At 62.1% G+C, this 23,478-nt stretch carries 21 protein-coding genes and 1 pseudogene; 7 read left to right on the top strand and 15 right to left on the bottom strand.

The window, feature by feature from the left end; translation table 11 throughout:
* Positions 1-304: 304 nt before the first annotated feature.
* The 4 genes from CFK21_RS05900 to CFK21_RS05885 all read right to left on the bottom strand — a co-directional run bounded on the left by CFK21_RS05900 (position 305) and on the right by CFK21_RS05885 (position 8,732).
* Entirely contained in the window at positions 305-4,636 is a 4,332-nt protein-coding gene (locus CFK21_RS05900) for a calcium-binding protein (RefSeq protein WP_096365672.1), read from the bottom strand.
* A 25-nt stretch (positions 4,637-4,661) separates the two neighbouring features.
* Positions 4,662-5,093 carry a hypothetical protein gene (locus tag CFK21_RS05895; protein ID WP_157745407.1) on the bottom strand — a complete coding sequence of 144 codons (432 nt, stop codon included), beginning with the start codon at positions 5,091-5,093 and terminating at the stop codon, positions 4,662-4,664.
* Between the two features lie 167 nt (positions 5,094-5,260).
* Complete coding sequence (locus CFK21_RS05890) at positions 5,261-6,538, bottom strand: HlyD family type I secretion periplasmic adaptor subunit (RefSeq protein WP_172844262.1); 1,278 nt, start codon at positions 6,536-6,538, stop codon at positions 5,261-5,263.
* 31 nt (positions 6,539-6,569) lie between these two features.
* Positions 6,570-8,732, bottom strand: coding sequence for a type I secretion system permease/ATPase (locus CFK21_RS05885; protein ID WP_096365666.1), 2,163 nt, complete (start codon positions 8,730-8,732; stop codon positions 6,570-6,572).
* Positions 8,733-9,014: 282 nt separating this feature from the next.
* Between CFK21_RS05885 and CFK21_RS05880 the strand changes: the two are divergent.
* The 7 genes and pseudogenes from CFK21_RS05880 (at position 9,015) to folE2 (ending at position 13,972) form a co-directional block, all read left to right on the top strand.
* Positions 9,015-9,282, top strand: a pseudogene (locus tag CFK21_RS05880) (BrnT family toxin).
* A complete protein-coding gene (gene brnA, locus CFK21_RS05875; protein ID WP_096365664.1) occupies positions 9,272-9,502 on the top strand; it encodes a type II toxin-antitoxin system BrnA family antitoxin in 231 nt (76 codons plus the stop codon). Before CFK21_RS05880 ends, brnA begins: the two are co-directional and overlap by 11 nt.
* A 104-nt stretch (positions 9,503-9,606) precedes the next feature.
* Positions 9,607-9,840 (top strand): exodeoxyribonuclease VII small subunit, encoded by a 234-nt coding sequence (locus tag CFK21_RS05870; RefSeq protein ID WP_096365662.1) that lies wholly within the window; start codon positions 9,607-9,609, stop codon positions 9,838-9,840.
* On the top strand, positions 9,827-10,732 hold the full coding sequence (ispA, locus tag CFK21_RS05865) for a (2E,6E)-farnesyl diphosphate synthase (RefSeq protein ID WP_096365660.1): 906 nt from the start codon (positions 9,827-9,829) through the stop codon (positions 10,730-10,732). The genes CFK21_RS05870 and ispA overlap by 14 nt, the downstream gene beginning before the upstream one ends.
* A 76-nt stretch (positions 10,733-10,808) precedes the next feature.
* The gene (gene dxs / locus CFK21_RS05860) at positions 10,809-12,710 is read left to right on the top strand and encodes a 1-deoxy-D-xylulose-5-phosphate synthase (protein ID WP_096365658.1); all 1,902 of its coding nucleotides are present in this window, start codon (positions 10,809-10,811) and stop codon (positions 12,708-12,710) included.
* A 46-nt stretch (positions 12,711-12,756) separates the two neighbouring features.
* The gene (gene queD / locus CFK21_RS05855; RefSeq protein ID WP_096365656.1) at positions 12,757-13,140 is read left to right on the top strand and encodes a 6-carboxytetrahydropterin synthase QueD; all 384 of its coding nucleotides are present in this window, start codon (positions 12,757-12,759) and stop codon (positions 13,138-13,140) included.
* 13 nt (positions 13,141-13,153) lie between these two features.
* Positions 13,154-13,972: a GTP cyclohydrolase FolE2 gene (folE2, locus tag CFK21_RS05850; protein WP_096367515.1), complete on the top strand. Its 819-nt coding sequence runs from the start codon at positions 13,154-13,156 to the stop codon at positions 13,970-13,972.
* 90 nt (positions 13,973-14,062) lie between these two features.
* On the opposite strand, the gene CFK21_RS05845 is transcribed toward folE2, so the two are convergent.
* The 11 genes from CFK21_RS05845 to CFK21_RS05795 form a co-directional block, all read right to left on the bottom strand.
* Entirely contained in the window at positions 14,063-14,749 is a 687-nt protein-coding gene (locus CFK21_RS05845) for a flagellar brake protein (RefSeq protein ID WP_172844260.1), read from the bottom strand.
* A gap of 58 nt (positions 14,750-14,807) precedes the next feature.
* The gene (locus CFK21_RS05840) at positions 14,808-15,323 is read right to left on the bottom strand and encodes a phosphatidylglycerophosphatase A family protein (protein ID WP_096365652.1); all 516 of its coding nucleotides are present in this window, start codon (positions 15,321-15,323) and stop codon (positions 14,808-14,810) included.
* Between the two features lie 128 nt (positions 15,324-15,451).
* Positions 15,452-16,429, bottom strand: coding sequence for a thiamine-phosphate kinase (gene thiL, locus CFK21_RS05835; protein WP_096365650.1), 978 nt, complete (start codon positions 16,427-16,429; stop codon positions 15,452-15,454).
* 7 nt (positions 16,430-16,436) lie between these two features.
* Complete coding sequence (gene nusB / locus CFK21_RS05830; RefSeq protein ID WP_096365648.1) at positions 16,437-16,937, bottom strand: transcription antitermination factor NusB; 501 nt, start codon at positions 16,935-16,937, stop codon at positions 16,437-16,439.
* A gap of 1 nt (position 16,938) precedes the next feature.
* Positions 16,939-17,415 (bottom strand): 6,7-dimethyl-8-ribityllumazine synthase, encoded by a 477-nt coding sequence (gene ribH / locus CFK21_RS05825; protein WP_096365646.1) that lies wholly within the window; start codon positions 17,413-17,415, stop codon positions 16,939-16,941.
* A 64-nt stretch (positions 17,416-17,479) separates the two neighbouring features.
* Positions 17,480-18,583 (bottom strand): bifunctional 3,4-dihydroxy-2-butanone-4-phosphate synthase/GTP cyclohydrolase II, encoded by a 1,104-nt coding sequence (gene ribBA, locus CFK21_RS05820; RefSeq protein ID WP_096367514.1) that lies wholly within the window; start codon positions 18,581-18,583, stop codon positions 17,480-17,482.
* Positions 18,584-18,657: 74 nt separating this feature from the next.
* Positions 18,658-19,314, bottom strand: a complete 657-nt coding sequence (locus CFK21_RS05815) for a riboflavin synthase (RefSeq protein ID WP_096365644.1) — start codon at positions 19,312-19,314, stop codon at positions 18,658-18,660.
* Positions 19,315-19,633: 319 nt separating this feature from the next.
* Positions 19,634-20,707: a bifunctional diaminohydroxyphosphoribosylaminopyrimidine deaminase/5-amino-6-(5-phosphoribosylamino)uracil reductase RibD gene (ribD, locus tag CFK21_RS05810; protein WP_096367513.1), complete on the bottom strand. Its 1,074-nt coding sequence runs from the start codon at positions 20,705-20,707 to the stop codon at positions 19,634-19,636.
* 49 nt (positions 20,708-20,756) lie between these two features.
* Positions 20,757-21,260, bottom strand: a complete 504-nt coding sequence (gene nrdR, locus CFK21_RS05805; RefSeq protein WP_096365642.1) for a transcriptional regulator NrdR — start codon at positions 21,258-21,260, stop codon at positions 20,757-20,759.
* 78 nt (positions 21,261-21,338) lie between these two features.
* Entirely contained in the window at positions 21,339-22,595 is a 1,257-nt protein-coding gene (gene glyA / locus CFK21_RS05800; protein WP_096365640.1) for a serine hydroxymethyltransferase, read from the bottom strand.
* 394 nt (positions 22,596-22,989) lie between these two features.
* Positions 22,990-23,451 carry a DUF5615 family PIN-like protein gene (locus CFK21_RS05795; protein WP_096365638.1) on the bottom strand — a complete coding sequence of 154 codons (462 nt, stop codon included), beginning with the start codon at positions 23,449-23,451 and terminating at the stop codon, positions 22,990-22,992.
* Between the last annotated feature and the right edge of the window lie 27 nt (positions 23,452-23,478).

Raw genomic sequence — 23,478 nt, 5'->3', positions numbered from 1 at the left:
TTCCTTCTGTTTGTGTGTGCGCTGAAGTTATGACAAGATTTAGAATCTTTCTAATTTTGGAGTTAATCTAATTAATGCCTTCAACCAAGTCAAGCAGGCATTGGAACCACCCGCTCAGCGACGTCGACACACGAGATCAGAACACAGGCTTATCCAGCATGGTCGGCCTTAGGGAGATATGCAGGCCATTCGGAAAATCATGATTATTCATATGCTTGGATTATTGCAGGAGTATCGGCCCGGGAAATCCAAGATCAGCCTGTCATGCCGGCCTGATCGACATGACGGGTTGATCAGCACAGGGTCAATTCCAGGCCGCCGCCAGGGCAGGCTCAAGCTGGGTCTGTAATTGCGCAGACAGATCAAGCTCACCGGCGGCAGGGGGTGCAAAAGCGGCCATGGCCTGTACCAGTTGATCGACCTGGTCATTGAACAGCAACTGACCATCCCCGGCCAGGAGTTGATCCAGCTGGTAGGCCTCGCCCTGGTACCAGTTCTGTACCCTGACCTGGTCCGCAGTGCCGATCACCGAGACCAGAAGGTCCTGATCCTCACGCGCAAACCAGAGTTGGTCATGGGCAATGTCATGCCCGAATTCCAGGCTGTCAATTGTCACCCCATGGGCAACCGGGTCGGCATCCTGGGGATTGTAGTCGACGATCCGATCGCCTCCCCCGCCACGGTTGAAGGCATAGCGGTCGTTGCCGGCACCGCCGACCAGGCTGTCGCTGCCAGCGCCACCCTCAAGGAGGTCATCCCCCACACCGGCATTGAGCGTGTCATTGCCAGCGGCCCCGAACAGCCGATCGTTGCCGCTGTCTCCGTTGAGCGTGTTCCAGTGGTCACTGGTCGCAGTCAGCACATCATCACCCTCGCCGCCCAGCAGGTAGTTGAACCGCCCCGAGCCACCTGTCAGAGTATCGTTGCCGTCGCCGCCGGAAAGCAAGGTAGCCTTGGATCCGGCGGTCAACGTATCGTCACCGCCCTCCCCATAGAGATAATCGACACCGCCGGCGAAATCGCCCTCATTGGTTGAGGCACCGCCGGTGAAGGTGTCATTACCGTCACCGCCGTGGAGAAAGTCGGTTCCCTGTCCAGCAATGAGAATATCGTTACCGGAATTACCATTCAGGTTGTCATTGCCCTTACCACCGAACAGGACATCATTCCCACCAGCACCATCAAGACTATCATTACCGTCCGAACCCGCTAATAAATCGTGGTTCGCAGTACCCGTCATGACATCGTCCAACTCACCGCCCACCTGAAGCCTTGAGGCATCGAACAAGACGTTGTTAGTGAATTCGAAATTTTCGATAACATAATCACCGCTGGAGTGAAACCAACTCTCGATTGTAACCCGCTCAAAAGTGCTATTACCGAGCTGATCCAGGACTGAAATCACCAGATCGTCACCGGCACGGTGAATATCGATATCCGACGGCAATATATCCGTGCCGAACAAAAGGGTGTCATCGCGGAAGTAGGACGCGCTGTATCGATAATGATCCGAAAAATCGTTGATCACATCCTGGCCATCACCACGGCTGAAGATATAGGTATCACCCGCTGCACTACCCTCCAGGCGATCGTTGCCTGCTCCGCCGGAGAAGATCGAGGCATAATTGTTCCGAGCGCTCGTAAAGGGATCCGATCTATCAGCACGTATCAGATCATCCCCGGCACCACCATCAAGACGGTTATCGCGGGAATAGACGTTAACCTCGATCGTATCATTCCCTGCCTCACCGTAGACGGAACTGACCCGATTCGATCTGTACGAAGTGCCGTTGAGGGTTATCCGATCATCACCAGCACCTCCATGAACAATATCGGATCCACCCGCATCGGTAATCACGTCGTGGCCATCGCCACCGTAAATCACATCATCAAAAATACCGGCAATGATGACATCGTCTCCATCCCTGCCATCGAACTCAAGCGGCGTATTCCAGCCCTCAATCACATCATCAGCATCGCTACCCCGCATCGCCAGTGCGTGGATATCGTCAATCCCCAACACAACCCCATCAGAGAACTCAAAGCGCTCGATGGCATAATCCAGGCTCGATTTGATCCAATTCTCGATCGTGATCTGATCGGTTGCAGCCGAATCATCGGGATCGATGATATCGATCACCATATCATCACCCAAGCGCGAGACAGAGAAGTCCAGGGGCTGAATACCCGCACCAAACACGAGCGTGTCGTCACGAAAATTTGACGTTGCATATTGATAATGATCCGCAAAATCGCTGATCACATCCTGACCGTTGCCGCGGTTGAAAATATAGGTATCACCCGCCGCACCACCCTCCATACGGTCGTTGCCAGTACCGCCAATAAAGGTCGAAGACAAATCGTAGTAAGCACTCTTGAAAGGGTCAGATCTGGCGACGCGAATCAAATCGTTCCCCGCGCCGCCATCGAGCAGATTACGACGGGAGAAGGCCGTCATAACAATAGTATCGTCCCCCTCCTCGCCATAGACGGTATTGGTTCGATTGCGCGTCGATGAAGTCCCGTTCAGGGTTATCCAATCGTTTCCGGCACCACCGTATACTGTATCCGAGCCTGTCGTATCAACAATCACGTCATTCCCGGCTCCACCATAGACCAAGTCGTCATGAGCGCCGGTTGTGATAGTATCGTTACCATCATCAGCCAGTATGATATTATTGCCATCCATACCATCGATGACATCATCGCCTGCCCCGGCACGTATTGCATCTGAACCTGATGTTCCGAACATGACGTCATTCATGACTGTGCCTTCCGCCTTCAACACATCATGCGCTTCGATATGCCACGCAAAGAATTCATGATGGCGGAGGGGCTCGAATGACAGATCCCGCGCTGCCTGAAAACCCTCAACCGATCGCACGAATTCCCGCAGCACCACATCCGTCCCGATCACATTCTGTTCAAAACGCGCCTCAAGCTCTCCTGCCAGAGCCCCAAGATTCCCTTTTATGGATTTCGTCTCAGAATCCCATTCATAGGAGATCAGATCGTATAGTCCCTCAAGGTGCGTCTGCCTCATCAAATTGGAATACATCAGCTCGAACATTCCATCGCATGATTCCAAGAGCCGCTCAGCCGCCCTTTCGGGAGGATTTTCCCCTCCGGCAAATTCCTGCCCAAAGAATCGCTCGAGAACTACAAGCTTACGCGCGTCGATTTCACTGCCACGGCTGTCAGGCAGGCTCTCCTCCGCCCCCGTCCATCGGAACAGTATCTGCTCGAAGAGTATATTGCGGGCCTGAGGATCTGTTTCCACAACAAAGCTTTCAACCAACCCCTTCAATTCGCCGTCAGTATCCCGCACGATCGCCTGATGGAGATCGTGAACATTTCCGAAGCCTTTCAAGTCAGGCAATGCAGAGACATCATCAGGAACATCCAATTCTTCGGTCGCAGCTGTGAAGGTCTCATCCGTCTGGAACCAAACATCCGATGCCGCGCCAATGGTGCCATCACTACGGCCAAAGCTGCCGAGCTGCTTGTGATGATTACCTTCAGCGTCCATCAGACTTGATTCGGAATAGTCGGTATGGATTGCAGTGATGTGCAGAGTATCCAGGCCAATCAGTTCATCAGATGCTGACTTTCCGTCCCCGTCAGCGTCTTGCCATACACGGAGTTCGTGCCATACGGAATCATTGAGATCGATCTTCCCGTCTGCATTTTCATCCAGAGCCGCCAACGCCTCGAAACCATTGGATGCAAGGCCACCGTCTACAAGGCGGCTTTGATTTCCAAACAATTCGCTTCCGTCATTGATGCGACCATCGCCATTTCGGTCCAGAACCAGGAGACCATCGTCCGGTCCCACCCAACCTGTCTGCTCGGCAAACCCATTGCCGTCGTGATCGAAGTTCACACCACTCTCGATACTCATGGTTTCTACACCGTCACCATCCAGATCCAGGATGATGGGGGAGCCCAGTGTCTGCGCCGAGGCAAACAGGTTGCGCAGTCGCTCAATCACAGGATTGAAGAAGTCACCGACCCCACGGGCAATATCATTCATAGTATCCGACACATCCTCACCCACATCAGAGATTGCATTGCCGAATTGTTCAACCCCATCCTCAAAGTTGCCGCCAACACCCTCGAAGAAGTCGGTCAATTCATCACCCGCCTGCCTGACGATATCCTGGATCTGCTCGATCAACTGAGCTGCGGCCTTGGCAATATCATCATCACCGCCTGACTCCGCCAGGGCAGCAATGCCGAGCGCTGCCGAGGCTATGACTCCTGTCGCTGCCACAGCAATCCCGCCAGCTGTAGCACCCACGGAAACAACACCGACAGCACCCACCAGAGCCAAGGTATCACTTGCCAGCGATATCCAAGTTCGGTCTGATACATACCCAGCTCTATTTCTTTCATCAAATGCTTGCCGTATATTATTTGCAGCAGATGCCACGACCAAACTTGGAGCCGCACCTTTAAAGGACTTTCCCGCAACCGCCGCGAACGATTCCATAGCGCTCAACCCGCCAATAGCTGCTCCGGAATACTCCCCCTCTTGCGCATTTCTTACGGTATTCGCAATCGTCACAGGACTTGTTTTCAGAGAAACAACGTCCTTAATCATCTCAACTGTTTTCATATCGAGTTTGCCAGCCATGGCCTATCTCCCTTATTTTTCAGAATTAATCATTGAGCTCAGATTTACGGTTCACCCACCACACCCTTAACAATGGAAAAACAGCGATACTTCCCAATATCCCTACAACCCATGGATCATATTGATCCTTACCTTTCTTACGATTTGGCTTGATATTTTTGTAATCTACAACATACTGATTGCCAGACTGGACCTGATAAATTACATCCCTCATACCGAAAATTGATATTTGCCTCTGGCTCCATACCCTTACATTGCTACCAGCCAAGTTTTCCTGTTCCTCTGTATAAATCGTCCAGTCGTATTTTTTCAACTCACCATCATTGGTACGCAGATACAATTTGTCGCAACAGCCACGCTTTACATCCCCGACCTTCTCGACCACGCCGGACGCCATATCCATCTGATCAAGGTCCAGCACTGGATTCATGGCCTCTATCCCCCAGGTCAGCGCCATGATCGCGAACCAGCCGGATATCAAATACCAGGCAACCGAAGTCCTGCGCCTCATGGCCCTTACCACAAAAACCTGATACAGGTGCGTATCACGCACCGCTGCAGAGACTCTCTTCCCGTACCCCCTTGACCTGTCATTCATACGCATATCTCTTTACTCATGATGGTTCAGCGCTCCCTCAGTCCCTCATCGGCATATCTCAGCAGTGGGGAAAGCAGGTATTCGATCAGTCTCCGGGTACCGGTCTTGACTTCCACTGTGACTGCCATACCGGGACTGAGACTTACCTGCCGACCGTTGACAGGGAGTGTAGTCTGCTTCATCAGTACCCGCGTGGCGTAGACAAGGCCGCGCTGCTCGTCCTCGACGGCATCGCTGGAGACATCAAGGATTTCGGCGCTGATGACGCCGTACCTGGTGAAGGGGAAGGTCTCGATCTTGATCTCGGCTGGCTGGCCCTCATGGACGAAGCCAACATCCCGATTCATGATCCATGCCTCGACCTCCATGGAGACATCCCGCGGAACGATTCTCATCAGTTCCTGAGCTGGTGTAACGACCCCGCCCAGGGTATGCACGGCAAGCTGCTGAACCACACCGTCAACCGGAGAGCGAAGTTGCTGGCGGCGATTGCGGCTGGCGGCCTTATTCAGTTCCTGGCGCAACCGGGCAACCTGGATTGCGATCTCTTCACGGCGGGCCATGATCCCGGTTTCGAACTCTGCCCGCCCGCTCTGTGCCTGCTGTTCAAGTTCCTCGATCGCCGCAAGCCGGCTGCGGCGCTGTTCACGCAGGGCCGCCAGATCCTGGCGTTGCTCGATGCGTTGCTGTTCCAGTTCCAGCCAGGTCGTCTTGGCGGCCAGGCTGCGGTCGACCAGGCTTTTTATCGCTGCGGCACGCTTTGCGATCAGCGGCAGAGTGGATTCCAGCTTGGCGATGTTCTGGTCGATGGCCGCGACTTCCGCGCTGCGGCTGTGCCGGGCACTGGCCAGGGCGGACTGTCGGGCCTGATGGGCATTCCATTCACTGTGCAGGCGCGCTTTGTTCTGCCGGGCGGTGAGGCTCGCCTGGGCCTGCGTCAGGCCCATCCGACTCTCGAGCACCGCCAGCAGCGCGGCCAGTCGCGCCTGTTCCCGCTCCGCCGCGGCCAACTCCGTTTCCAGCCGGCTCTGGTCGGCACGGGTACTGGTGGGATCCAGTTCGATCAGCAGGTCACCGGTCATGACCGACCTGCCTTCATGTACATGAATGGCCTGGATCCGGGCCAGTTCCTGCGGCTGGATGACCTTGACCCGGTCGCTGGGTACGATCTTGCCCTGGGCGGTAGCGACGATGTCCACCCGACCAATGACGGCCCAGGCAATGGCGAGGGTGAAGAAGATTATCAGGATCCAGACGATGGCGCGGCCCAGGGGCGAGGGCGGACGCTCCTGTATCTCCAGCACGGCGGGAAGAAAATCAATTTCATGCCGTTTCCTATTCATGAGAATTCACTGTCTTCCCGGATATACCACGCTGAAGAGCATGGAGTCGGGCATACATCCCGTCGCGTTGGATCAGTTGATCGTGGGTGCCCTGCTCGGCGATCCGGCCCTGTTCCATGACGATGATGCGGTCCGCCTGGCGCACGGCGGACAGGCGGTGGGCGATGATGATGACGGTGCGACCCCGACAGATGCGGCGCATGTTGAGTTGGATGATGCGTTCGGATTCGTAGTCCAGCGCGCTGGTGGCCTCGTCGAAGACCAGGATGCGGGGATTGGTGACCAGGGCACGTGCAATCGCGATGCGCTGGCGCTGACCACCGGAGAGGTTCGCGCCCTGTTCCTCGATACGCGTGTCGTAACCCTCCGCTAGTCCAAGGATGAAGTCGTGGGCGCCGGCGAGCTTTGCAGCCTCGACCACCCGCTGCATCGGCATGCCGGGGTCGCTGAGGGCGATGTTGTCGCGCACGCTGCGGTTGAACAGCACGTTCTCCTGCAGCACCACGCCCACATGCCGGCGCAGCCAGGCGGTATCCACCATAGCCAGGTCCACGCCGTCAACCAGTACCCGGCCCTGCTCGGGAATGTACATGCGCTGCACCAGGCGGGCGAGCGTACTCTTGCCCGAGCCGGAACGGCCCACCACGCCGATCACCTCGCCGGCGGGGATGTCCAGACAGACATCGTGCAGCACCTCGGCGCCGTCGGGGCGATAGCGGAAGAAGACATGATCGAAGCGGATATGGCCTTCCAGCCGCTGCAGCGAGGAGCGTTGCTGGTCATAGCCAGGCTCGGTCGGGGTGTTGAGGATGTCTCCCAGGCGCTGGATGGAAACGCCGGCCTGCTGGAAATCCTGCCATACCTGGACCAACCGCAGGATGGGACCACTCACCCGTGCGGCCAGCATGTTGAAGGCGATCAGCTGCCCCACGCTCAACTCGCCGTTGATGACGGCACGTGCCCCGATCCACAGGATCAGCACGATCACAACCTTGTTGATGAAACCAGCCACCTGGCTGGCGATGTTGCCCAGGTTGGTAGCCCGGAAGCTCGCGCTCACATAGCCGGCCAGCTGCTCCTCCCAGCGCCGCTGCATCTGCGGCTCCACTGCCATGGCCTTGAGCGTCTCCACCCCGGTGACGGACTCCACCAGAAAGGCCTGGTTCTCTGCGCCGCGATTGAACTTCTCGTTCACCCGCGCCCGCAGCAGCGGGGTGACGACCAGCGACAGCAGTACATAGAAGGGGATGGAGCCCAGCACGATCCAGGTCAGCAGAGGACTGTAGTAATACATCACCGCCAGGAACACCACGGTGAAGAACAGATCGATCACCAGGGTCAGCGCCGAGCCGGTGATGAAGTTGCGGATGTTCTCCAACTCCCGCACCCGCGCCACCGAGTCGCCGACCCGGCGGGCACCGAAATAACTCATGGGCAGCGCCAGCAGATGCCGGTAGAGCTTGGCGCCCAGCGCCACGTCGATGCGGTTAGTGGTGTGCGAGAACACATAGGTGCGCAGACCGGTAAGCACCACCTCGAACAGCGACACCGTCAGCAGCCCCACCGCCAGTACATCCAGGGTGGTCAGGCCCTTGTGCACCAGCACCTTGTCGATCACCACCTGGAAGAACAGCGGCGTGACCAGGGCGAACAGCTGGATGAAGAAGGAGGCCGCCAGCACCTCGGTGAACAGGCGCCGGTGCTTGCGGATGGCGGGCAGGAACCACTTGAATCCAAAACGCGTGCGTTCATCCAGGAGCTTCGCACGCCGGGCAAGCAGGATCAGCCGTCCGGACCAGGCCTGCTCGAACAGTTCGTGCGGCAGGCTCTGGGGACGCTGTTCCAGGGGATCCTGGATCAGGGCCCGGTCCCGCTCCAGGCGGGCGATCACGAGCCAGTGGCCGTCCCGGTGTTGGGCAATGGCAGGAAAGGCGGTCCGGCCCAGACGCTTCCAGTCGCTGTCTACCGCCCGCGCCTTCAGACCCAGGAAACGCGCCGCCCGCAGCAGATCGCCTTCCACCAGCGGCTGATCCGAGCGGCCATAGCGATGGCGCAATTGTGCCGGCTCCGCAGCCACGCCCAGTACGCGGGCGGCCAGGGCCAGGCACACTGCCCCGGTATCCAGCTGTTCGGTTTCGTCGACCTTGTGCGGCATTGTTATTCTTGCTGCTGATGGACTATCCCTGTCCCGGCCGTATTGCGGCCTCCGCCCGACTATACCCTGCTTACCAGGCCGGGGATCAAGCGGCCAAGCCCTTAATAAGGCTGAAAATCCTGTAAGCCAATGCTGACAGAGGCGGTTGCCTGATGCAGGCGACCTTCAGTGTTATTGCGTTACCATCATGTCACGGTCCCTGTCTCAGTTTGATGCGGGAATGCCAAGCCTGCCCCCGTGATGCGCTTGAAATACACACCATAAAGGTATATTTTATATACCATGTTGGCATTTGAGTTCGATGAGCGGAAAAGTCGGGCCAACCAGGAGAAACACGGGATCGATTTTATCCAGGCCCAGGAACTCTGGCGTGATCCCGACCTGCTCGAAATTCCGGCGCGCACGGAGGACGAACCGAGATCCCTGGTCATATATAGCCCGACTGCAGGGTAAACACTGGTCTGCGGTCATCACCTACCGCAGCAAGCACATCCGGATAATTTCCGTACGTCGTTCGCGGCCTGAAGAGGTGGCCTTGTATGAAAGCTAAGAAGTTTGATGCGGATTTTGATAACGGCAAGGACGTGACGGCGGCGCTGGACCAGAGCAAGGCGCGCCGCCCGCAGCAGAAGCAGCGTCGGGTGAATGTGGATTTCCCGGACTGGATGATCGAATCCCTGGACAGGGAGGCCAGTCGGCTGGGCGTGACACGCCAATCCATCATCAAGGTCTGGCTGGCCGAGCGTCTCGAGCAACAGACGTCCAAGTAAAAAAGGCTGACAATTGAGTTCGGCGCACACGGCAGGCCCGCATTGACCGCCCCGCCCCGTCACGCTACCGTAGCCGGCTCCCAGACTAGGACACCCGCACCGCCGTGGCACGCAAAAAGGCACAACCCGATTTCGAGAAGACCCTGGCCGAGTTGGAAGGCCTGGTCGAGAAGATGGAACAGGGCGACCTGTCCCTGGAGGCCTCGCTGGCCTCGTTCGAGCGCGGCATCGAGCTGATCCGCACCTGCCAACAGGCGCTTTCCGAGGCCGAACAGAAGGTCGAACAGCTCCTGGACAAGGACGGCGAGCCCGTCCCGCTGGAACGTGAAGACGACTGACGGCGGCTTTCCGGGGTTCCTGGCGGACTGCCAGCGGCGCATCGAGGCCGCACTGGCCGCGCGCCTGCCCGGCGAAGACATCCACCCGCAATCCCTGCATCGGGCGATGCGCTACGCCACTCTCAATGGCGGCAAGCGCATCCGCCCGGTGCTGGTCTATGCCGCCGGTCAGGCGGTAGGCGCCGCCCCCGGGGCGCTCGACGCCCCGGCCTGTGCGGTGGAATTCATTCATGCCTATTCCCTGGTCCACGACGACCTGCCGGCCATGGACGATGACGACCTGCGCCGCGGCAATCCCACCTGCCACAAGGTCTATGGCGAGGCCGAGGCCATCCTGGCCGGGGACGCGCTGCAGGCGCTGGCCTTCCACACCCTGGCCCACGACCCTGATATGGCGGCCGATGCCGCCGCCCGCCTGCGCATGATCGAGCAGCTGGCGCTGGCCGCCGGTTCGCGCGGCATGGTGGGCGGCCAGTCCATCGATCTGGCCGCGGTGGGCCGGGAGCTTTCCCTGCTGGAACTGGAGGACATGCACATCCACAAGACCGGGGCCCTGATCCGGGTCAGCGTGCTGCTGGGCGCGCTCAGCCGCCCGGACTGCCCGGAGCCGCAGCTGCAGGCGCTGGACCGCTATGCCAAGTGCCTGGGGCTGGCCTTCCAGATCCAGGACGACGTGCTCGACGTCGAGGGCGATACCGCCGTGCTGGGCAAGACCGCCGGCAGCGACCAGGACCGCAACAAACCCACCTACCCCGCCCTGCTGGGCCTGGCCGAGGCCAAGCAGCGGGCCCGGGAGTTGATCGACGAGGCCCGGGAGGCGCTGGACGGGTTCGGCCCCGGGGCTGCGCCGCTGCACGGCCTGGCCGACCACCTGCTGCGCCGCAGCCACTGATCTCCCCCACCCGCGGTATTCTTGAATCACCCCGGCGGAGCCCGGATAATGCAACGTTTATATTGGTAGCTGCCTGATGCCCTACTCCAAGCCCTATCCCCTGCTCGAGCGTATCGACTCCCCGGCCGACCTGCGCCAGCTGCCGGAGTCCGAGCTGGCGCCGCTGGCCGACGAGCTGCGCCGCTTCCTGATCGCCTCGGTGAGCAAAACCGGCGGGCATCTGGCCGCGGGGCTGGGGACGGTGGAACTGACGCTGGCCCTGCACTATGTCTACAACACCCCGGACGACCGGCTGGTATGGGACGTGGGCCACCAGAGCTACCCGCACAAGATCCTCACCGGCCGGCGCGAGCGCATGGCCAGTCTGCGCCAGCGCCACGGCCTGGCCGGCTTTCCCAAGCGCGACGAAAGCCCCTACGACAGTTTCGGCGTCGGTCACTCCAGCACCTCCATCAGCGCGGCCACCGGCATGGCCATTGCCGCCGCCCACAGCGGTTCGGACCGGCGCGTGGTCGCCATCATCGGCGATGGCGCCATGACCGCCGGTCAGGCCTTCGAGGCGCTCAACCACGCCGGCGACCTGGGCGCCAACCTGCTGGTTATCCTCAACGACAACGACATGTCCATCTCGCCCAACGTGGGCGCATTGTCCAACTACTTCGCCCGCCTGTTGTCGGGGCGCATGTACTCCAGCATGCGCGAGGGCGGCAAGAAGGTGCTGCGCAACCTGCCGCCCGTGGCCGAGTTGGCCCGGCGCGCCGAGGAACACATGAAGGGCATGGTGGTGCCCGGCACCCTGTTCGAGGAGATGGGCTTCAACTACATCGGCCCGGTCGACGGCCATGACGTCACCGGCCTGGTCAAGACGCTGCACAATGTCCGTGCCCTGAAAGGGCCGCAGCTGCTGCACATCGTCACCCGCAAGGGCAAGGGCTACAGTCCGGCCGAGGACAATCCCTGCGCCTATCACGGCGTGGGCAAGTTCGATCCGCACACCGGCACCGACGCCGGCGGCGGCAAGCCCGGCGCCCCCACCTACACCCAGGTGTTCGGCGACTGGCTGTGCGACATGGCCGCGGCCGATCCCGAACTGGTCGCCATCACCCCGGCCATGCGCGAGGGCTCCGGGCTGGTGGAATTCTCCGAGCGCTTCCCGCAGCGCTATTTCGACGTCGGCATTGCCGAGCAGCATGCCGTCACGCTCGCCGGCGGCATGGCCTGCGACGGCCTGCACCCGGTGGTGGCCATCTATTCCACCTTCCTGCAGCGGGCCTATGACCAGACCATCCACGACATCGCCCTGCAGAACCTGCCGGTAACCTTCGCCATCGATCGCGCCGGGCTGGTCGGCCCCGACGGCCCCACCCATGCCGGCGCCTTCGATCTGAGCTACCTGCGCTGCATCCCCAATCTGGTGGTGATGACCCCGGCCGACGAGGCCGAATGCCGGCGCATGCTCAGCACCGCCCACCGTCACGCCGGACCGGCCGCGGTGCGCTACCCGCGCGGGCGCGGCCCCGGCCTGGCCGTGGAGCCGGATCTGGACACCCTGCCCATCGGCCGCGCCGAGTCCCGTCGCGAGGGCGGCCGCATCGCCCTGCTCGCCTTCGGCAGCCTGCTGGCGCCGGCACTGGAGGTCGCTGAACAGCTTGACGCCACCGTGATCAACATGCGCTTCGTCAAACCGCTGGATGAAGCCCTGCTGCGCGAAGTCGCTTCCAGGCACGAGCGGCTGGTGACCCTGGAGGAGAACGCCGTCGCCGGCGGGGCCGGTGCGGCGGTGCTGGAATGCCTGCAGGCAAACGGCGTGCAGCGGCCGCTGCTCCAACTGGGCCTGCCCGACCGCTTCGTCGAGCACGGCACCCGCGAGGAGTTGCTGGCCGAGTGCGGGCTCGACGCCGCCGGTATCCTGGAGGCAATAAACCGTTGGCAGGCTGATGAAAATTGCGCAGGCCGTGCGGATCGCTTAGTCTGCTGAGGGCTCGAGCCCGGCAATTTCCACACTGATTCAGGTATCTCATCCCGTGCCAGCCCGTTATACACTCAAGGTTCTGACCGAATTCGCCTCGGCGCATACGCTGCGGGAATATCCCGGCGCCTGCGCGCGCATGCATGGTCATAACTGGAAGGTCGAAACCGAGGTCGACGCCAGTGCCCTGGACGAGGTCGGCATGGGCGTTGACTTCAAGGTGATCAAGAATGCCGCCCGCCGTATCGGCGAGCGCCTGGATCACCGCTACCTGAACGAGATAGAGCCCTTTACCGAGGTCAACCCGACAGCGGAGAACATCGCTGCCTACTTCTACCGGGAGCTGGCCGCGGAACTGAACAACGACAGGATACGCATCCGTTCGGTCACGCTGTGGGAGACCGACCGTGCCTGTGTGCGATATACAGAGGACCAGTGAAACGATGAGCCAGATGAAACCCGCCTCCGCCAAGGTCAGCAAAGAGATCGAGGATGTCCAGAGTTCCCCGGACACCCGGCATATCGCCATCGACAAGGTCGGCATCAAGGATATCCGGCATCCGGTGCGGGTGCGTGACCGCTCCGACGGCGAGCAGCACACCATCGCCAACTTCAACATGTACGTCAGCCTGCCTCACAACTTCAAGGGCACGCACATGTCGCGTTTCGTGGACATCCTCAACCGCCACGAGAAGGAGATCACGGTCAAATCCTTCAAGGACATGCTGGGCGAGATGACCGAGCTGCTTGACGCCGAGTCGGGCCACATCGAGATGAATTTCCCCTACTTCGTCATGAAGGCCGCGCCGGTGTCCGGCGTGCAGAGCCTGATGGACTATGACGTCAGCTTCATCGGCGAGATCCATGACGGCCAGCCGCAGATGAACATCAAGGTGGTGGTGCCGGTGACCAGCCTGTGCCCCTGCTCCAAGAAGATCTCCGACTACGGCGCGCACAACCAGCGCTCGCACGTCACCGTCAGCGTCCGCACCACCGGCTTCATCTGGATCGAGGAACTGATCGAACTGGTCGAGCAGGAAGCCTCGTGCGAACTCTACGGCCTGCTCAAGCGCCCGGACGAGAAGGCCGTCACCGAACGCGCCTACGACAACCCGAAGTTCGTCGAGGACATGGTGCGCGACGTCGCCGCCCGCCTCAACGCCGACGAGCGCGTCAGCTCCTACGTAGTGGAATCGGAGAACTTCGAGTCCATCCACAACCACTCGGCCTACGCCATGATCATCAAGGACGAGGAAAGCGAACAGGCCTGAACCACCCGGTGACCGGCAGCGAAGCATCAGCTGCCCTGAATCCCAGCCTCTTAACCTCAGCATGCCCGTTGCGGGCATGGATCTTCGCAATCACTGCATGTCCTGATTCTGCATCTGCTCGAACACGTAGCCATGCAGCAGGATGGTATCCATATGCTCGATAAGCTGGAATTCGACTCCGTACTGATAACGCCCTGAGCCTTCTGCCGTCTCCGCGGCTTTCGCGGAGCGGATAATCGCAGGCATCTTCAGATATTTCTCGGTACCGGCGATGGGTACGCGGGCGGTCATGCTGATCAGGTCGCCGGCTCCGCCCAGCGGACTATCGCTGGCCACAAAGGCGCCGGCCGTGCTGATGTCCAGAATCGTACCCCGGCTGTCCAGGCTCTGGGTGGGGTCCTCGGGTGAAGGATGGGAGACTATAACCGGCAGCTGCGTCTGTACCCGCACGGCCTTGCGCACCACAATGCGCTCCAGTTCATCCGGGTAGGCCAGGTGCAGATGCGGATAGGGGCGCATGCTGTTGTGGATGATGCGGCTGTTGAAACCGTAGCAGGTGTTGCCGGAGAGCATGCGCACCACCAGCGGCTGGCCCTCGCGCACCAGCATCACCTTGCCGTCGATGCGCGGGGTGGTGATCACCAGACTGGCATTGGGCAGGTAGCCGATTACCTTGGCAGCGTACTTGCGCTGCTCCTGGCTGACGAACTGCACCTGCAGCACATCGCCGACGCCGAGCTTGAGATCCACGACCTGATCTGCTTCCGCCTTTGCCATGAACGACTGTCCTTTGCCCTGCCCGCCCGCCCATGGGGCCTCCCGTCGGGCAATATCACTACAGTATCGGCAGGCCGACGGCATTTCCTGAGGCCGGCAGCCAGCCGACGGCGGCCGCAAGCCACAGGCAGAGGCCGGCGAACACACCTGCCAGCACATCGTCGATCATGATGCCCAGCCCGCCCTGCACATGCCGGTCGAGCCAGCGGATCGGCCAGGGTTTGAGGATGTCGAACAGGCGGAACAGGACGAAGCCGATAAGCAGGGCCGGCCAGCTCGGCGCCACGGCGGCCAGGGTGATCCACAGCCCCACCACCTCGTCCCAGACGATGGCGGAATGGTCATGCACTCCGAGCGCCCGGGCGGTATATCCGCAGACCCAGACCCCGAGCAGAAAGGCCAGTATCACAACCAGCAGATAGAGAGGCAGCCCCAGCCCGGCGATGAGCGGGTAGAGAATGGCACCGGCCAGGGTCCCGAAGGTGCCGGGGGCAACCGGCGCCAGGCCGCTGCCGAAGCCCAGCGCCAGCAGATGGCGGGGGTCCTTCAACCAGTGGAGGGTGGGTTGTTTCATTTCTTTCTCATCAGCGACATGCCGGGCGCGCCCCTGTGGCAGACACGCAGTAGGATGGGTGGAGGCACCGTGTGCCGCAACCCATCAACAGGTCGTACCACGATGGGTTGCGCTGCGCTTCACCCATCCTACGATTGCGGCGCAAAATGCTGATAGCCTTTTCCATGCGCCTGATAGCCGCCGCCATCGGCATGCTGCAGCACCAGACCTTCTCCCGCGGTGATCCGGCCAATCCGGGTCAGGGCGATGCCCAGAGTCTCCGTCAACATGTTGATTTTTGGCTCCTTTTCCCCGGACACAGTGAAACAGAGTTCGTAGTCATCGCCGCCGGCCAGGGGCCAGTCGTACCAGGCCACGTCATCGCCCGTCACCAGTTGCGTCAGCGCCGGATGTCGGGGCACGGCATCCACGTCGATTTCGGCACCCGCACTGCTGGACCGGCACAGGTGGCCGAGATCGGCCAACAGGCCATCGGAGATGTCGATGGCCGCGCTGGCCAGTCCGCACAGTGCCTGCCCCAGAGCGAGTCGCGGTTCCGGATAATCCAGCCGGGCCCGGCATGCCTGCCTTGCCTCAGAGTCTGCCGGGCTGTCGGACGATGCGAGCGCGGCCGCGGCCGCGCCGAGGCCGCCACTGATATAGATCGCATCGCCGGGCCTGGCACCGCTGCGCGTCAGCGCCTGGCCTTCCGGCACCCGACCATGCACCGTCACCGTCACGCTCAGCGGGCCGCGGGTGGTGTCACCGCCGATCAATGCGATTTCCGAGTCACGCGCCAGTCGGCCGAAGCCCGCGGCGAAGGCCGCGAGCCAGGCCTCATCGGCCTCGGGCAGGGTCAGGGCCAGCAGCGCCCAGGCCGGCTCGGCACCCATGGCGGCCAGATCGCTGAGGTTGACCGCCAGTGCCTTGTGGCCGATGGCCCGGGGATCGGTGCCGGCAGGGAAGTGCACGCCGGCGACCAGGGTATCGACCGCGATGACCAGTTCCTGCCCGGGCGGGACACTGACCACCGCGGCATCGTCGCCGATACCCAGTCGGATGTCGTCGCGGTCCGGGGTCAGCCCGGCGAAATACTGTGCGATGAGATCGAATTCGCCGATCGGCATGGCGGTCTCAGGCGCCGCCGCCCGTCCCCGGCAGGCCGCCCCCGGATTCACCCCGGGGATGCTCGACCCCGCGCAGCTGCCGCGCGACCTGATCGAGCACACCGTTGACGAAGGAATGGCCCTGCTCGGCGCCGAACTTGCGCGTCAGGGCGACGGCCTCGTTGATCACCACCTTGTAGGGGATGTCGATGCGATGCATGAGTTCATAGGTGGCAATACGCAGGATGGCGCGCTCGACCGGATTGACCTCCTCAAGCGGGCGATTCAGGGCCGGCGCATAGCAGGCGTCCAGTTCCGTGGCCCGGGCGATGACGCGTTCGACCAGCTCGCGGAAGTAGCCACGGTCGGCATTGCGCAACTCGGCCTCGTCCTGTTCGAACTGGGCCAGGATGTCATGGGCATCCATGGCCGTGAACTGCCATTGATACAGGGCCTGCATGGCCAGCCGCCGGGCCCGGCTGCGGGCGGCGTTGGGATGAGACCTGCCGGTCGCCGGGCGTGCGGCCATCTCAGGTCTCCAGATTGCGCAGCAGGTTGATCATCTCGATGGCCGACATGGCCGCCTCCACGCCCTTGTTGCCGGCCTTGGTGCCGGCGCGCTCGATGGCCTGCTCGATGGTGTCCACCGTCAGCACGCCGAAGGCCAGCGGAATATCGTGTTCCAGACCCACCTGGGCCAGCCCCTTGGTGCACTCGCCGGCGACGTATTCGAAATGCGGGGTGCCGCCGCGGATGACCGCCCCCAGAGCGATGATGGCGTCATACTGTTTGCTCGCCGCCAGGCGCTTTGCCACCAGCGGCATCTCGAAGGCGCCGGGCACCCGCACGATCTTCAGATCGCGCCGCTCGGCGCCGTGGCGCACCAGGCAGTCGACGGCACCCGCGAGCAGGCTGTCGACGATGAAGCTGTTGAAGCGCGCCACCAGCAGGGCGATGCGCGCGTCCTTGACGGTCAGGCCGCCTTCGATTTCGGTGATGTCGGTCATGTTCCACTTATCCTTCGGTTATACATTCGTCATTGCGAGCGAAGCGTGGCAATGACGGAACAATTCAATCCGGCTCCACGTATTCGACCACGTCCAGGCCGAAGCCGGCAATGCCATGCATCTTCTTGGGCGCGCTGAGCACCCGCATGCGGGTCACGCCCAGGTCAGCCAGGATCTGGGCGCCGATGCCGTAGGTGCGCAACTCCTCGCGCTGGCGGCGCGGCTCACCCAGGCCGCCCTCGGCATAGGCGCGGATGCGGTGGATCAGCGCCTGCGGGTCGTCCGGTTTGCCCAACACGACCACCACGCCGCTGCCCTCGTCGGCCACCCGCTGCAGTGCCCGGCGCAGCGGCCAGCCGCAGTCGGAAGTGGTCGCACTCAGCAGGTCGCACAGGGCACCCTGGACGTGTACCCGCACCAGTACCGGCTGATTGTAGTCCGGTTCGCCGCAGACCAGTGCCAGGTGCGTATCGCCGTCGATGCAGTCTTCGTAGGCGATCAGCCGGAACTCGCCGAATTCGGTCGGCAGCATGCATTCGGCCGCGCGCTCCACCGTCGTCTCGTTCTCGATCCGGTAGTGAATGAGATCGGCGATAGTGCCCATCTTCAGGTCATGCTCGGCGGCGAACTTCTCCAGATCCGGCCGCCGCGCCATACTGCCGTCCTCGTTGAGGATCTCGACAATCACGGCGGCCGGTTCGGCCCCGGCCAGCCGGGCCAGGTCGCAGCCGGCCTCGGTATGGCCGGCGCGGGTCAGCACACCGCCCGGCTGGGCCATGAGGGGGAAGACATGCCCCGGCTGGACGATGTCGGCGGGTTTCGCCTCCGGCGCCACCGCCGCCTGCACGGTACGGGCGCGGTCGTGGGCGGAGATGCCGGTGGTCACGCCCTCGGCGGCCTCGATGGACAGGGTGAAGGCGGTGCCGTGCTGGGCAGTGTTGTCGCGCACCATCAGAGGCAGCGCCAGCTGCTCGCAGCGTTCGCGGGTCAGGGTCAGGCAGATCAGGCCGCGGCCGTATCTGGCCATGAAATTGATATCCTCCGGACGCACCCGGTCGGCCAGCATCAGCAGGTCGCCCTCGTTCTCGCGGTCCTCGTCATCCATCAGGATGATCATCCGGCCCTGCCTGAGATCGTCGATGAGTTCCTGTGTGGTGTTCAGGGACATATTGGTTGTGGTGTCCACCTGCATTCAGTCCTTACCTGTCATTGCGATGCTCAGCGCGGCAATGACGGAAAAAGTCATTTGATAAATCCATGCTCGGCCAGAAAGGCAGCGCTGATCCCGCTGCCCGGCTCGGCCGCCCGCTCGCCCAGCAACAGCCGCTCCAGATAGCGGGCGATGATGTCCACCTCCAGGTTCACCCGGGTACCGCTGCGGTACCCGCCGATGGTGGTCTCCTGCAGGGTGTGCGGCACGATGTTGAGATCGAAGGCCGCGCCCTCGACCGCATTGACCGTGAGACTCACTCCGTCGACGCAGATCGAGCCCTTTTCGGCGATATATTTTGCCAGACCCGCGGGCGCCTGTATGCGAAAACGCTCCGAACGGCCCTCGGAGCGGCGCTCGAGCACCGTACCGACGCCGTCCACGTGGCCGCTGACCAGGTGACCGCCCAGCCGAGTGGTCGGGGTCAGGGCCTGTTCCAGGTTCACCCGGCTCCCGACCGTAAGGTCGCGAAAGCCGGTACGCGCCAGGGTCTCGCCGGAAACATCGGCCCAGAAACCGTCGCCGGGCAGTTCCACCACCGTCAGGCACACGCCGTTGACGGCAATACTGTCGCCGGGTGAGACGTCATCGAGCGCCAGCTTACCGGTGCGGACGCGAACACGGGTATCCTCGCCGCCCGGCTGCAGCGCGGCAATCTCGCCGATGGCCTGGATGATGCCTGTGAACATGGGTCGGTTCTCTCTTCAAATTCTCAAATGGCCACGGACTACACGGAAAGCACGGACAAACCAAAATTTCATGGCATCGTAGGTCGGGTTAGCCCGAATGGGCGTAACCCGACGTTGCCGCCGTATATGTCGGGTTACGCTGCGCAAACCCGACCTACATGGCTAAACCGTCATTCCCGCGAAGGCGGGAATCCATTATCCGCTGTGGTTCCTGGATCCCGGCATTCGCCGGGATGACGGGCAACCTTCCAGGCATTTGCAAGGTCTCAAGAATTTTGATTCGTCCGTGCTTTCCGTGTAGTCCGTGGCCATTCCCAAATCACTTCAACCGGGCGCGAATGCGCCAGTCCGGTCCCACCGCGCGGATATCCTCGATCGTCAGTGCCACGCGGTCCGCCATGGTGGCCAGACCCGGCAGATGAAACAGTCCCCGGGCTGCATCGCCCAGCAGTTGCGGGGCCATATAGATTATCAGCTCATCCACCAGCCCGGCCTGCAGCATCGCCCCGGCCAGGGTCGGACCGGCCTCGACCATGACCTCATTGAGCTCACGCTCACCGAGCAGCCTCAACGCGGCGGGCAGATCCAGTCGATCATCGCGCACCGGCAGCACCGCCACCTCGGCGCCGGCGGCCTCCAGCGCCTGGCGCCGTGCGGCATCGTCGCTGGCGGTCAGCACCAGAGTCTGACCAGGCTGACTGAGCAGCTTCGCCGTGGGCGCCAGGGTGAGCCGCGTGTCCAGTACCACCCGCAGCGGCTGCAGCAGTTCGGAGTCATCCATCCCATCCGGTCGTGCCGTGAGCGAGGGGTCGTCCGCCAGCACGGTACCGCTGCCCGTGAGGATGGCCGAACTGCGCGCGCGCAGCCGGTGCACATCGGCCCGGGCCGCCGGCCCGGTGATCCACTGACTCTCGCCCGAGGCCAGCGCTGTGCGCCCGTCCAGGCTCATGGCCAGCTTGCAGCGTACCCAGGGCCGGCCGTTGCGCATGCGCTGAATGAACCCCGGATTGAGCGCGGCGCTTTCACTCGCCAGCACCCCGGATTCGGTGACAATGCCGGCGGCCTCGAGCCGGGCCAGGCCCTCGCCCGCCACCTGCGGGTTCGGGTCCTGCATCGCCGCCACCACCCGGTCGACACCGGCCCCGATCAGCGCCTCGCTGCAGGGCGGCGTGCGGCCGTGATGACTGCAGGGCTCCAGCGTGACATAGGCCGTCGCTCCCCGGGCGCGCGCGCCGGCCGCCCGCAGGGCATGCACCTCGGCATGGGGCTGGCCGGCACGTTCATGCCAGCCTTCGCCGACGATTTCGCCGTCCTTCACCAACACACAGCCGACGCGGGGATTGGGATCAGTGGTATACAGCCCCCGGCGCGCCAGCTGCAGGGCGCGGCTCATGTAACGGATGTCGTCGGCGTCCGCCACCTGCGCTGAGTACGTCACAACCCTACTTCTCATCCGGCAGCAAGGGGATCTGGTCGCGCTTCTCCTCCGGCGAGGGTTCGTTCTCCAGTCGGTCGATCTCCTCGCGGAAGGCCTTGACGTCCTGGAAGCTGCGATACACCGAGGCAAAGCGCACATAGGCGACCTGGTCCAGGGCGCGCAGCTCCAGCATGATCCACTCGCCGACCTGGCGCGCGTCCAGCTCACGCTCACCGGAGGCACTGATGTGCTTCTGGATGCGCTCGATGGCCGCCTCCACCTGCTCGGTGGCCACCGGCCGTTTTTCCAGTGCCCGCAGGATGCCGGCGCGCAGCTTGTCCTCATTGAACGGCTCACGGGTGCCATCGCGCTTGACGATGCGCGGCATCACCAGCACCGCCTGCTCGAAGGTGGTGAAGCGTTCGCCGCAGCTCAGGCACTCGCGCCGACGCCGCACCTGCGCGCCCTCGTTGGCCAGGCGCGAGTCGATGACCTTGGTTTCAATGGCTCCGCAGAAAGGGCAGTGCATGTTCGTCAGGCACAAGTCGCAAGATGCAGGATGCAAGCATGAGCAAGCGACTTGCCTCTTGCATCCTGCATCTTGAATCTATTGTTTATATACCGGAAACCGCTTGCACAGTTCCAGCACCTTGGCGCGCACCTCAGACTGCGCCGCCTCGTTCTCGACATCATCGAGGATGTCGCAGATCCAGCCGGCCAGTTCCTTGGCTTCCTTTTCCTTGAAGCCGCGGGTGGTCATGGCCGGGGTGCCGATGCGGATGCCGCTGGTGACGAACGGCGACTGCGGGTCGTTGGGCACGGCGTTCTTGTTGACCGTGATGTTGGCATTGCCCAGGGCGGCGTCGGCGGCCTTGCCGGTGATGCCTTTGTCGATCAGGTCGACCAGGAACAGGTGGTCATCGGTGCCGCCGGAGACGATTTTGTAACCGCGCTCGATCAGGGTCTCGGCCATGGCGCGGGCATTGTTCACCACCTGCTGCTGGTAGTCCTTGAAGGCCGGCTCCAGGGCCTCCTTGAAGGCCACTGCCTTGCCGGCGATGACGTGCATCAGTGGACCGCCCTGGGTGCCGGGAAAGACCATGGAGTTGAACTTCTTCTCCAGGTCCGGATTGGATTTCGCCAGAATCAGGCCGCCGCGCGGGCCGCGCAGGGTCTTGTGGGTGGTGGTGGTGACGACATCGGCCACCGGCACCGGGTTGGGATAGATGCCCGCGGCGACCAGACCGGCCACGTGCGCCATGTCCACAAACAGATAAGCGCCCACGGAATCGGCGATCTCGCGGAAGATGTTCCAGTCCATGACCCGTGAATAGGCGGAAAAGCCGCCGACGATCATCTTCGGCTTGTGCTCCTGGGCCAGCCGGCGGATCTCGTCATAGTCGATCTCGCCGGTCTCGGGGTTCAGGCCGTACTGGACAGCGTTGAAGATCTTGCCCGAGAAGTTGACCTTGGCACCGTGGGTCAGGTGGCCGCCGTCGGCCAGGCTCATACCGAGGATGGTATCGCCCGGCTGCAGCAGGGCCAGATACACTGCGGCATTGGCCTGGGAGCCGGAGTGCGGCTGCACGTTGGCGTAATCGGCACCGAACAGCGCCTTGGCGCGATCGATGGCCAGCTGCTCGGCGATGTCAACATGTTCGCAACCGCCGTAGTAGCGCTTGCCGGGATAGCCTTCGGCGTACTTGTTGGTCAGTACCGAGCCCTGGGCCTGCATCACGCGGGGGCTGGTGTAGTTCTCCGAAGCGATCAGTTCGATGTGCTCTTCCTGGCGCGTCTCCTCGGCCTGGATGGCATTCCAGAGCTCGTCGTCGTAACCGGCTATCTTCATGTCTTTGTCAAACATCGCTTACCTCTGAGTTGCTGAAAATCGGGGCCCGCGCGTGCGGTTGTTCGGCCCGGTCGAGATGCCGGGCGGGCGGGTACTCAGTCCCTAATCCCCGGCAAAGCCGCTTTCAGAGCCTCGCATGGCCTGGGATGCAAGGCGTATTCGCGCCGGCATAGCCATCTATGCCAAGCGGATGCAACGCTGCAGGGCAGGCCATGCGAGGCTCCCGACGGGCGCGGCTGTGTATCTGTCCAGGCTGCGTTGCCGTCCCTTGCTGTAGAAATGCTACAGCGGCAGTCCGGCGCCTTGCTGGACAGATACACAGCCACGCTGAATGTGGCTTTGCCGGGGATTAGGGACTGCCGCCCATGATAACAGGATTCGGCGTCGGTTTCCGCTCCGGGCGACCGTCTCACCCCCTGATTTTGCGGGTAAAATCCTCCAGCCGGTGACGCATCCTGCGGACATGGCTGCCTTCCCAGTAGAGCCGGCCGCAGGCCGGGCACTGCCACAGGGCCTGGTCGCGAACATCGACCGGCACCGCCTCGCGCCGGGCCTCCGGGACCGGCTCCAGCGGCCGGTTGCAGAGCAGACAGCGGCTGAAGGGGCGGTACTGCCAATCGATAGACAGCCGGGCTGACAATTCTACCACACAGTCATCAAGGGAATTGGCCTGCAGATGTCTCACTGTCTCGTCGGCATGACGGAATTCGAGCAGTTTGCGATCCCGCGTAACCAGCCAACGGCCCTCATGCCGGGCTCGCTCGATGATGTCGCGGTCGCTTTCGTCCGGGCGCGGCAGTTCGGTGTCATAGCCGGCCGCACGCAGCCAGCGCGCCAGACCCTTGAGCATTGCATCGCACAGCAGCTTCATTTCCACCCTCTTTCAGAGCCCCACACC

Origin of the sequence: Thiohalobacter thiocyanaticus, assembly GCF_002356355.1 — a bacterium.
In the GTDB taxonomy this organism is placed as follows: domain Bacteria; phylum Pseudomonadota; class Gammaproteobacteria; order Thiohalobacterales; family Thiohalobacteraceae; genus Thiohalobacter; species Thiohalobacter thiocyanaticus_A.
This window is presented reverse-complemented; position numbering and strand designations above follow the sequence as displayed.